At 75.9% G+C, this 10752-nt stretch carries 9 protein-coding genes; 4 read left to right on the top strand and 5 right to left on the bottom strand.

The features are described from left to right. Window positions 1-63: 63 nt before the first annotated feature. The gene (locus R7226_RS29795) at window positions 64-654 is read right to left on the bottom strand and encodes a polysaccharide deacetylase family protein (protein ID WP_318601117.1); all 591 of its coding nucleotides are present in this window, start codon (window positions 652-654) and stop codon (window positions 64-66) included. A 230-nt stretch (window positions 655-884) separates the two neighbouring features. Here R7226_RS29795 and R7226_RS29790 point away from each other — a divergent pair, with 230 nt between their 5' ends. After that, window positions 885-2102, top strand: a complete 1218-nt coding sequence (locus R7226_RS29790) for an EAL and HDOD domain-containing protein (RefSeq protein ID WP_318601116.1) — start codon at window positions 885-887, stop codon at window positions 2100-2102. Window positions 2103-2105: 3 nt separating this feature from the next. On the opposite strand, the gene R7226_RS29785 is transcribed toward R7226_RS29790, so the two are convergent. Next, the gene (locus R7226_RS29785; RefSeq protein WP_318601115.1) at window positions 2106-3530 is read right to left on the bottom strand and encodes a diguanylate cyclase; all 1425 of its coding nucleotides are present in this window, start codon (window positions 3528-3530) and stop codon (window positions 2106-2108) included. Window positions 3531-3599: 69 nt separating this feature from the next. Further along, window positions 3600-4181 (bottom strand): TetR/AcrR family transcriptional regulator, encoded by a 582-nt coding sequence (locus R7226_RS29780; protein WP_318601114.1) that lies wholly within the window; start codon window positions 4179-4181, stop codon window positions 3600-3602. A gap of 94 nt (window positions 4182-4275) precedes the next feature. On the opposite strand from R7226_RS29780, the gene R7226_RS29775 reads away from it, so the two are divergent. Continuing rightward, entirely contained in the window at window positions 4276-5118 is an 843-nt protein-coding gene (locus tag R7226_RS29775) for an SDR family oxidoreductase (RefSeq protein ID WP_318601113.1), read from the top strand. Then, window positions 5115-6071 carry an SDR family NAD(P)-dependent oxidoreductase gene (locus R7226_RS29770; RefSeq protein ID WP_318601112.1) on the top strand — a complete coding sequence of 319 codons (957 nt, stop codon included), beginning with the start codon at window positions 5115-5117 and terminating at the stop codon, window positions 6069-6071. Before R7226_RS29775 ends, R7226_RS29770 begins: the two co-directional genes overlap by 4 nt. 3 nt (window positions 6072-6074) lie before the next feature. Here R7226_RS29770 and R7226_RS29765 read toward each other — a convergent pair whose 3' ends face one another. Both R7226_RS29765 and R7226_RS29760 read right to left on the bottom strand, forming a co-directional pair. Next, window positions 6075-6443 (bottom strand): hypothetical protein, encoded by a 369-nt coding sequence (locus R7226_RS29765; protein WP_318601110.1) that lies wholly within the window; start codon window positions 6441-6443, stop codon window positions 6075-6077. Between the two features lie 13 nt (window positions 6444-6456). After that, window positions 6457-8139, bottom strand: coding sequence for a choice-of-anchor Q domain-containing protein (locus tag R7226_RS29760; protein ID WP_318601109.1), 1683 nt, complete (start codon window positions 8137-8139; stop codon window positions 6457-6459). A gap of 172 nt (window positions 8140-8311) precedes the next feature. Here R7226_RS29760 and R7226_RS29755 point away from each other — a divergent pair. Beyond that, the coding region (locus tag R7226_RS29755) for an ATP-binding protein (RefSeq protein ID WP_318601108.1) at window positions 8312-10752 on the top strand (2441 nt) is incomplete at its 3' end.

Genomic DNA, 10752 nt, shown 5'->3' with positions numbered 1-10752 from the left:
AGGCCGCGCCCGCGGCGCCGCCCGCCGCGTCACCGGAGCCCGCGGCGCGCCACGCCCCGCCGCTCACCCCACGCTCCCGTCGTCGGCCAGCGGCGCGAGCGCGAGGCCGCGGCCACGTGCGAAAGCGGCGGCGCGATGGACGAAGGCGACCGTCTCGGCGCAGTCTGCGCGGCGCGCGCCGGGACCGAGGCCGTCGTGGCACAGCACGACCGCCCCGTCGTGCAGCCGCGCGGCGGTCGCGTCGAGCATCGCGGCGGCGTCGTCGCCGCGCCAGTCGTGCGTGTCGGCGCTCCAGTCGACCAGCCGCAGGCCGCGCTCGGCGGCCAGCTCGGCTGACCATTCGGCGCGGTCGCCCCACGGCGTCCGCCACAGCCGCGGCCGTATGCCGAGCGCGGAGAGGCGGGCGAGCGCCACGTCGGCGTCGAAGGCGGCCCAGGCGCGGTCGCGCGCGGAGTGGCGGACGTGCTCGTCGCAGTGCAGCTCGACGCGGTGGCCCTCGGCGACGGCGCGAGCGACGACGGCCGGCTCCGCCGCGGCGCGCGCGGCGATCACGAAGAAGGTCGCGTGCGCGCCCTCGGCGGCGAGCGCGTCGAGCACGCGCGGCGTCCAGCGCCGGTCGGGGCCGTCGTCGAATGTGAGCGCGAGCGCGGCCATCGCGGTCACGCCTACCCCCGTTGCTCGCGGCACATGCGGCAGCCGCTCCCGGCATCTGCGGCGGCGGCTGCGCGCGGCACACGCGCCGCCGCCGCCGGGGATCGGCATCCCCGTGACGGCCGGAAACGGTCTGAGAGCGATGTCAGACGGCGCACGGACGCGCCTCGAAAGGTCAAGAGATCGTGAGTGGCGCCGACGAACTGGGTGTGTCGCCCAATGACGGTGCATCCGTGGCAGCCCGCGTGGAGACCGGACTGCCCTCCTCCACGAGCTTCGCCGTCGCGCGGCAGCCGATCCTCGACCGCGCCGGCGGCACGCTCGGCTATGAGCTGCTGTGCCGGCCCGTGGCGGTCGCCGTCGAGGCGCCGGAGGCGGCCACCGCCGCGGTGATCCTGCACGCCTTCGGCGACGTCGGGCTGGAGAGCTTCGTCGGGCCCGCGCGGGCGTTCGTCAACGTGACGCGCAGATTCCTGCTGCAGCAGCGACCGCTGCCGCTGCCGCCCCAGCGCGTCGTGCTGGAGCTGCTGGAGGGTCAAGAGGTCGACGATGCGCTGCTGGAGGTGCTGCGCGAGGCGGTCGCCGCCGGCTTCAAGATCGCGCTCGACGACTTCGTGCTCGCGCCCGAGCGCTACCCGCTCGTCGAGCTGGCGACCTACGTCAAGCTCGACGTGCGCGAGCACACGCCCGCCTCGCTGGCGCGCAACGCCGCGCTGCTGAAGGCACGCGGCGTCGAGCTGATCGCCGAGAAGGTCGAGGACGCGGAGGAGCACCGCCGCTGCATGGAGCTCGGCTTCGACGCCTTCCAGGGCTACTTCTACGAGCGCCCCGAGACGTGGCAGGGCCACTCCGTCCCGACCGCGCAGCTGACGACGCTGTGCGAGCTGGCCGCGACCGACAGCGACGTCTCACTGCATCGGCTGGAGCGGATCGTGCGCCGCGACGCCGGCATCGGCCACCGGCTGCTGCGCTTCGCCAACTCCGCGCTCGTCTCGCCGCACGACCCGATCCGCTCGCTGCGCCAGGGCCTCGCGCTGCTGGGGACCGCGCAGGTGCGCCGCTGGGCGCTGCTGTTCGGGATAGCGGGCGTCCCCGACGTCCCGCACGTGCTGCTGGAGACCGCGCGCGTGCGCGCCGGCGCCGCCGAGGCGCTCGCGGCCGGCGTGGCCGGCGCTGACCCCGACCGTGCCTTCATCGTCGGCCTCTTCTCGGTCCTCGACGCGATCACCGCGACCCCGATGCCGGAGCTGCTCGCCGACCTGCGGCTGCATCCGGCGATCACCGGCGCGCTGCTCGACGGCAAAGGGCCCGAGGGTCAGCTGCTGGCGGCGCTGGTCGCGTTCGAGCACGGCACGCCGCCGCCGGCCGACTCCCCGGTCGACGACGAGCAGGTCGCGCTCGCCTACCGCGAGCAGGTCGCCGACCCGTCGGCGCGGCTCCGCTTCGGCTGAAGCTCAGGCCGCGGCCGACGGAACCGCGACCGCGGTGCGGTTGCGACCGTCGCGCTTGGCGCGGTAGAGCGCGGCGTCGGCCTGCGCCAGCAGCGCCTCGCGCGTCATCTCGCGCTCCCACACGGCGACGCCGGCGGAGAAGGTCTGCGCGTGCGGGACGCCGTCGCGCAGCTGCTCGACGAGCGCGCACGCTCTCGCGGCGTCACAGCCGGGCAGCAGCAGGCAGAACTCCTCGCCGCCCCAGCGCGCGAGCGAGTCGGTCGCGCGCAGCCGCCGCGTCCAGGTGTCGCTGACGGCGCGCAGGAGCGCGTCGCCGGCAGGGTGGCCGTGGGCGTCGTTGAACGCCTTGAAGTGGTCGAGGTCGATCACGACGAGCGTCAGCGGCCCGCCGCCGCGCTGCGCGGCGGCGATCTCGCGCGCGTAGGTCTCCTCCAGCGCGCGGCGGTTGGGCAGCCCGGTCAGCGGGTCGGTGCGCACCAGCCGCTCCAGCTCGGCGTGCGCGGCGTGCAGCTGCTCGCTGCGCTCGCGCAGCGCGTTGTCGGCGGCGTTGCGCGCGGTCACGTCGCGCATCGTGTTGAGGAACGCGACCGGGCCGTCGCCCTCCTCGGGCACCGGCACGGCCGCGACCTCGGCGGTGAAGCGCGTGCCGTCGGCGCGCTGGAAGACCGCCTCGAAGCTGCCGCCGAGGTCGGCCCGCACTCTTCTGCGCACCGCCTGCAGCTGCTCGGTCTGCTCGGGCGGCCAGAAGGGGAAGGGGACGCGCGCGCCGACGAGCTGCTCGCGCGTGAAGCCGGTCAGCTCGCAGAGCGCGGGGTTGACGTCGACGATCGCGCCGTCGCGGGTCAGCGCGAAGCCCTCGCGCATCGCGCCGAGGATCGCGGTCGAGCGGTCGTGCGCGACCTGCAGCCGCTCGGCGCCGGCGCGCTCGCGCGCCAGCAGCTCCTGCACGACGGTGCCGACGATCCCGGCGCACAGCAGCGTCAGCGGCGCGCTGCGCCAGCCGGTCGCCGGATAGCTTGGCGCGCCGAAGAAGATCAGCGGGATCGCGAAGGCGAGCGCGGCGGCGATCAGCACGCGCCACAGCTGCGCGCGGCTGCCGTAGAGCGCGACCCACAGCACCGGCACGATCATCAGCACGCCGTAGCCGCCGCGCGCGCCGCCGGTGCCGTCGCGCAGCAGCGCGATCGCGAGCAGCGCGACGATCGCGCCGTCGGCGCAGGCGCCGCTCGTCAGCCGCGGCACGAGCAGCGCGGCGATGCCGAGCGCGCACGAGAGCGCGAAGGCGGCCGCGACCATCGCCCAGTCGACGTCGACCCCGCCGCTGATCGGCACGAGCGCGAAGGCGACGACGCCGCAGAGCGCGAACGGCGCGAGCCGCAGGGCGGCGAGCCGGGGCGTGACGTGCTCGCCGGGGAGCGGTTCGAGCATGCGGGGGCTCACTCTTGGTGAATCGACGCCCTGGCGGAGGGCTTTAGCGCTGGGCGCGGGGCCGGCGCGTCAGCGGCGTGCGCCGTGGCGCAGGCCGTCCATCAGCAGACCGAGCAGCCGCAGCGCGTGCTCGCGCCAGTCGTCGCCGTCCGGGATCGACCAGATCGCGCTCGTGGCGCGCATCACGTCCTCGGGACCGAGGTCGGTGCGCAGGGTGCCGTCGGCCGCGCCGGCGTCGAGCAGCCGCTCGATCGTCGCACGCAGCTCGCCCTTCGTCTCGGCGAAGACGTCGGCGCCGGAGGCGACGATCGTGCGCAGCGCACCGACCATCCCGCGCTTGGCGGCGGTGTAGTCGACGAAGCGCTCCATCCAGGCGGCGAGCGCGACGTCGGCCGGCCCGCTGCGCAGCAGCTCGTCGGCGGCCTCGCCGAGGCGCGCGACCTCGTTGCGGTAGGCGGCCTCGACGAGCGCCTCCTTCGTCGGGAAGTGGCGGTAGAGCGTGCCGATCCCCACCCCGGCCGCTCTGGCGACCGCTTCGAGCGGCACGTCGGTGCCCTCGGCGGCGAAGAGGGCGGTGGCGGCGTCGAGCAGCTTCGCGCGGTTGCGCAGCGCGTCGGCGCGCATCGTTCTGGGCGGTCTGGTGGCGGTCATCGAAAATAAACGGAGGGTGCCTCCGGTAAGTGCTACGCTCGAATCCAAGCGGAGGATGCCTCCGTTTTCAGTCTAGTCGCAAGGAGCGATGCACATGCCGCCGACACCGAAGGTCTGGTTCATCACAGGAACGTCGAAGGGCTTCGGCCGCATCTGGGCGGCCGCCGCGCTCGAACGCGGCGACAAGGTCGTCGCGACCGCCCGCAACGCCTTCACGCTCTCCGACCTCGTCGAGCAGTACGGCGACGCCGTCCTGCCGCTCGCGCTCGACGTCAACGACAAGGCCGCGGTCGACGCCGCCGTCGCGCACGCGCACGCGCACTTCGGCCGCCTCGACGTCGTCGTCAACAACGCCGGCTACGGCCTCTTCGGGATGGTCGAGGAGGTCAGCGAGCAGCAGGCGCGCGACCAGCTCGAGACGAACCTCTTCGGCGCCCTGTGGGTGACGCAGGCGGCACTGCCGATCATGCGCGCGCAGGGCTCCGGCCACATCCTCCAGGTCTCGTCGATCGGCGGCGTCCACGCCTTCCCGTCGCTCGGCCTCTACCACGCCTCGAAGTGGGCGCTGGAGGGCTTCAGCCAGTCGCTCGCCGGCGAGGTCGCCGACCTCGGCATCCACGTCACGCTGATCGAGCCGACCGGCTACGAGACCGACTGGCGCGGCGCCTCGGCCGTCGTCGCCGAGCCGCTGCCGGCCTACGACGGCGCGCGCGACCGCCGCGCGAGAATGTTCGCCGCCGCCCTCAGCCGGCCCGGCGACCCGGAGGCGACCGGCCCCGCGATCCTCGAGCTGGTCGACGCCGAGCAGCCGCCGCTGCGGGTCTTCTTCGGCGAGGGCCCGCTCGACATGATCCGCCCGGAGTACGCGAAGCGGATCGCCGAATGGGAGCAGTGGGACGCGCTCTCGCGTGCCGCGCACGGCGGGGTGGCGGCATGAGCGCCCCGCTGCACACCCCCTTCGGCGCCGCGACGACGGCCGCCGAGGTGCTGGCCGGCGTCGACCTCTCCGGCCGCCGCGCGATCGTAACCGGCGCCTCCTCCGGGATCGGCGTCGAGACGGCGCGGGCGCTCGCGGGCGCCGGCGCCGAGGTGACGCTGGCGGTCCGCGACACCGACGCGGGCGCGCGCACCGCCGCGGAGATCGCGGCGTCGGAGGGCGTCGCCGCCGAGCGGCTGCCGGTCGCCGCGCTCGACCTCGCCGACCTCGGCTCGGTCGCCGCCTTCGCGACGGCGTGGGAGGGACCGCTCGACATCCTCGTCAACAACGCCGGCGTGATGGCGGTGCAGGAGCTGGAGCTGATCGGCGGCGGCTGGGAGCGCCAGTTCGCCGTCAACCACATCGGCCACTTCGCGCTCACGACCGCGCTGCACGGCGCGCTCGCGGCCTCCGGCGCGGCGCGCGTCGTCTCCGTCAGCTCCTCCGGCCACCTCAGATCGCCGGTGATCTTCGACGACCTCCACTTCGCCTTCCGCGACTACGACCCGTGGGCCGCTTACGGGCAGGCGAAGACGGCCAACGTGCTGCTGGCGGTCGGGGTCGCCGAGCGCTGGGCGCGCGACGGGATCGTCGCCAACGCGCTGATGCCGGGCGGGATCGCGACGCGGCTGCAGCGGCATCTGCCGGGCGACGCCAACAGAGCGTTGTTCGAGCGCGCCGCCAGCATCGGGATGACGATCAAGACGCCCGAGCAGGGAGCGGCGACAAGCGTGCTGCTGGCCGCCTCGCCGCTGCTCGACGGCGTCTCCGGTCGCTACTTCGACGACTGCCAGGAGCAGCAGCCGATCGCCAGCCGCGCCGACAGCGTCGGGACGGGCGGCGTCGCCCCGTACGCGCTCGACAAGGACAACGCGGCGCGGCTGTGGGAGGTCTCGGAGCGGCTGGTCGGGTAGTCGCTAGTCGCGCAGGCTCGACTCGCCGCGGCGCGCGCGCTCGGCCTCGGCCGCCTGCCGCCGCAGCTCGAGCGTGCGCGCGGTGCTCGCTTCGAGGTCGTAGCGCGGGTCGCCGTCGAGGTCGAAGACGACGTGCAGCGAGTCGGGGTCGTACTTGACCCGCAGCACGTCGAACTCGCGCGGCCGCAGCCCCGTCAGACCGAAGACGCCGCGCACCTCCGCCTGGAACGAGGAGCCGTCGGCGCGGCGCACCTCCAGCAGGTGGCTGAAGCGGCGCAGCGTGTCAGCCGAGCGACCCGAGAGGTCCTCGATCGACAGCACGGTCGCCTCGGCCGGCGTGCCGTTGCGGCGGGTCTTGCGGTCCTTGAACATCGGCGCGCGCCGCTCAGCCGATCCGGAATCTGGCGGTTGCCGCGCGCGAGCGGTTGCCGGCGGCGTCGACGGCGGTCAGCGTCACGCGGTAGCGGCCGCGTGCGAGCCGCGCTCTTCTCGTCACGCGGCCGGCGAAGCGCAGGCGGTTGGCGCCGGCGGCCGCAGGCAGCTTCAGCGTCCCACCGCGGACCGCGCGGTAGCGGCCGTCGCGCCCGCGGCGCGTGAAGCGCAGCGTCACGCTCGCGCGCTCGGAGAGCGTGAAGGCGATCGCGCTCGCTCTGCGGTTCGCGCGCAGTCTCGGCAGCGCGCTGCCGGGCTTCAGGCGAGCCGGCACGCGCAGGGCGGAGAGGCGCGGGGCGGTGCGGTCGGGTGCCGCTCTCGGCGGGGGCTGCTGCTGGGGTGGCGTGCCGGGGCCGGGACCCGGCCCGGGGGCGGGCGGGTCGACCACCGGCGGCGTCGGCGGTGTGCACGGCCCGGCCGGCTGGTACTCGTAGGCGCCGACGTCGAGCCGCGCGGTGCAGTCGCCGTCGCCGTCGCGCAGCCGCGGCGCGCCGTCGCGGTCGGTCGCGTCCGCGGCGGCCGTGAAGGCCGGGTCGCCGGCGTCGATCAGCGACGAGCCGGGCAGCAGGCGGAAGTCGGAGTCGGAGGGATCGGCGAAGCCGGTCGGCGCCGGCAGGCGGTTGCGCTCCTGCGAGGAGCCCGGGCCTCTGTCGGCGCTGCCGATCGGGTCGGCGTGCGCGACGCGATCGAGCTCGGTCATCGCCAGCGCTCCGGGATCGGCGACCCGCAGCGCGGGCACGCCGACACCGGTCATCGCGCTGTCGCGCACCGTGACCGTCGCCGTGCCGCCATTCCCCGCCGCGTACGCGCCGATCGCGTTCGTGCTGGTCGCGTCGCCGCCGACGACGGTCGTGCGCGTGGCCTCGATCGTCGGGGTGAAGCCGCTCTGGGCGAGCGCGAAGAAGGCAGCGCTGAGTCTCACGCCGCGCCCGTCGACGACCGTGTCGGAGAGCTTGATCGTGCCGCCGTACGCGAAGGCGCCGACCGAGGCCGTGAGCGTGCTGCGCGCCACCGTGAGCGTGTCCGCCCCGGGGACGGTCAGGGCGCCGTAGGAGCCGAAGATCCGAGAGCTCGCGATGGTCGCGCTGCCTCTGCTGAGACCGACCGCGGGAGCGCCGTCGGTCAGCACGTCGACCGTCGAATCGGCCAGTGTCGCGCCATCGCTGAGGACCGCGCCGGAGCCGACGGAGGTCCCGAGCATCTGCTTGATCGAGACGTCGCGGGCGGCGCCGCCGGACAGGTTGAGGCCGCTGTTTCCGCTGAGCGCGAGCTCGATCCGCACGCCGTCGAGCGAGACCGCGGGGCCGATCAGCGTCAGCACCGTTCTGTCGACGACGGCCGCCTGGAAGGTCGTGACGGTGGTGCTGCCCTTGGTGCCGTGAAGCTCGACCGGCTCGCTGGAGACGTACGAGTACGGACCTCTCGCGAAGACGGCGGAGCCGAGGAAGAAGCGGTCGGCCTCGCCGTTGGTCTCGGCGGCGGTCAGCTGCGTCTGCAGCTGGGCGGCGGCGACGACGGTGCCGGCGCATCTCGGCTTGGCGACGCAGTAGTCGTGCGCGGAGGCGGTGGAGGCGGGGAGCGTGAAAGCGAGCGGGAGCGTGATCGAGGCGAGCACGGCGACGGGGGTGGGACGCATGGAACCCATCGTGGAGCGGTCCGCTCCCGCGCGGAAGGGTCGCGACCCTGAACCGCTCCCGGAACCAGTTTGGTTGTGGAGTGCCGTCCCGACGGTCACACTGGGGTGAGCGTCGATGCGCCTTGCTCCCGACCATGCGCAGCCTCTTGCCGGCCGGGAGCGGGAGCTTGCCATGCTCGCGGAGCTGGTCGCGCGGGTCGGTGAGCGTGGCGGAGCGGGCGCGCACGCTGGCGCGAGCGGCGGCGGGGTCGTCGAGCTGCTCGGCGAGCCCGGGATCGGCAAGACGACGCTGCTGGGCCGGCTCGCCGCCGATGCGCGCGAGCGCGGCCTGCTCGTGCTCTGCGGCCGGGCCTCGGAGTTCGAGCGCGAGCTGCCGTTCGCGCTGCTCGCCGACGCGCTCGACGGCCACCTGCGCGCGCTCGACCCGGCGCGGCTCGCGCGGATGGAGCGCGCGGAGCTGGCGACGCTCGCGGTCGCGCTGCCGTCGCTGCGCGCCTGGGCCGACCCGGCGGAAACAGCTGGGGCCGCGGCCGACGCCGGCCGCCATCAGGTGCAGCGCGCGGTCCGCGAGCTGCTGGAGCGGCTCGCCGCGCCGCGCGGCCTCGTACTGCTGCTCGACGACGTGCAATGGGCCGACGCGGCGACCGCAGAGCTGCTGGCGGCGCTCGTGCGACGACCGCCGCAGGCGCCGGTGCTCGTCGCGCTCGCCCACCGCGCCGGCGGCTTCGGCGGACCGCTCGCGCGCGAGCTGGCGCGGGCGACCGCGGCGGGCGCGGTCGTGCGGCTGCCGCTCGCGCCGCTGACGCCGGCCGAGTCCGACGCGCTGCTCGGTGAGGGGCTGCCCGCGGCGCTGCGCGCGGAGCTGCACGCCGACGCCGGCGGCAACCCGTTCGCGCTGGAGCAGCTGGCGCGAGCACGCAGGCGCCTCACCCCGCTGCCCGCTCCCGGCTCGCCGACCGGGACGAGCGAGGTCCCGTCCGCCGTCGCGGCCTCGTTGGCGGCCGAGCTGGCACCGCTGCCGGCCGACGCGCGGGCGCTGCTGGAGGGCGCCGCGGTCGCCGGCGACCCGACCGAGGCCGTCTTCGCCGGCGCGGTCGGCGGCCTGCCGGCGGAGCGCGCGCTGGCCGCGCTCGACCTGCTGCTCGACGCCGACCTCGTGCGGCTCGACGGGGCGCCCGGCTGGTTCCGCTTCCGCCACCCGCTGCTGCGGCGGGCCGTCCACGAGGGCAGCGCGGCCGGCTGGCGGATCGGCGCCCACGCGCGTGCCGCCGAGCTGCTGCGGGAGTGGGGCGCCGGCCCGTCCGCGCGGGCTCATCACGTCGCGCAATCGGCGCAGCGCGGCGACGCGGAGGCGGTCGCGCTGCTGCGCGCGGCGGCGGAGGAGGTCATGCCGCGCGCGCCTGCGACGGCGGCGGCGTGGCTGGAGGTGGCGGCGCGACTGCTGCCCGCGAGCGGCCCTGGCAGCGCGGCCCGCGCCGAGCTGCAGCCGCAGCTGGCCGCCGCGCTGATGAGCGCCGGCCGCTTCGACGCCGCCCACACGCTGCTGCTCGAACTGCTGGGCGCGCTGCCGGCGGACGATCCCGCCCGGATCGAGGCGATCGCCGCCTGCGCCGCGGCCGAGCGCCTGCTCGGCCGCCACGACGCCGCCCGCGCCCGCCTGGTCGCGGCGCTCGCGGAAGTGGGGGAGGGCGCCGCCCTGCGCGCCACCGCCCTCGCCCTCCGCTTGGAGCTGACCGCGCACGTCTCGCTCGAAGGCGACTTCGCGACGATGCGCGACTGCGCGGCGCGCTCGCGCGACGACGCGATCGCGCTCGGCGACGACGGCGCGCGGGCGGCGGCGACCGCGGCGCTCGCCTTCGCCGACTACTCACTCGGCGACATCGCCGCCGCCGAGCGGCTCAGCGCCGAGGCGGTGACGCTGGTCGCGCCGCTGCCGGACGCGACGCTCGGGCGGCGGCTGGAGACGCTGCTCTACCTCGGCTGGACGGAGTGGTTCACCGGCCGCTTCGCGAGCGCGGCGAGCTGCTTCGGGCGCGGCGTCGCGATCGCGCGCTCGAGCGGCCGCGGGGCGCTGCTGACGGAGCTGATGGTCGGCGAGTCGGTCGCGCTCAGCGGCGCGGGCCGCTGCACCGAGGCGGTCGACCTCGCCGACGCGGCGGTCGAAGAGGCGCGCGCGACCGGCAGCGACCAGACGTTGATGTGGGCGCTCTACGCGCACTGCACGGCGCTGGAGCCGGTCAGCGAGCCGGGCGCGGCGCTGCGGGCGGGGGAGGAGGCGGTCGCGCTCGCGCAGCTGCTCGGCCCCTCGACGATCGCCGCCGGCTGCGGCTGGGCCTTCGCCGCCGCGCTGCTCGCGGCCGAGCGCGGCGAGCGCGCCGCCGAGGTCGTGCTGAGGTACTGCGGCGGGGAGGAGCTGCCGCTCTGCTTCCCCAGCCACCGCGCCGTCTGCTGCGAGCTGCTGACGCGCGCGGCGCTGCTGCGCGGCGACGCCGCCGACGCGGCGCGCTGGGCGGCCGCCGCCCGCGACGCGGCCGACCGCAGCGGCCTCCCATATGCCGACGGCTTCGCGGTCCGCGCGGAGGCGGAGCTGCTGCTGGCGGCGCAGTCGTCCGC

It is taken from the genome of Conexibacter stalactiti, from assembly GCF_033542075.1.
In the GTDB taxonomy this organism is placed as follows: Bacteria; Actinomycetota; Thermoleophilia; order Solirubrobacterales; family Solirubrobacteraceae; genus Conexibacter; species Conexibacter stalactiti.
This window is presented reverse-complemented; position numbering and strand designations above follow the sequence as displayed.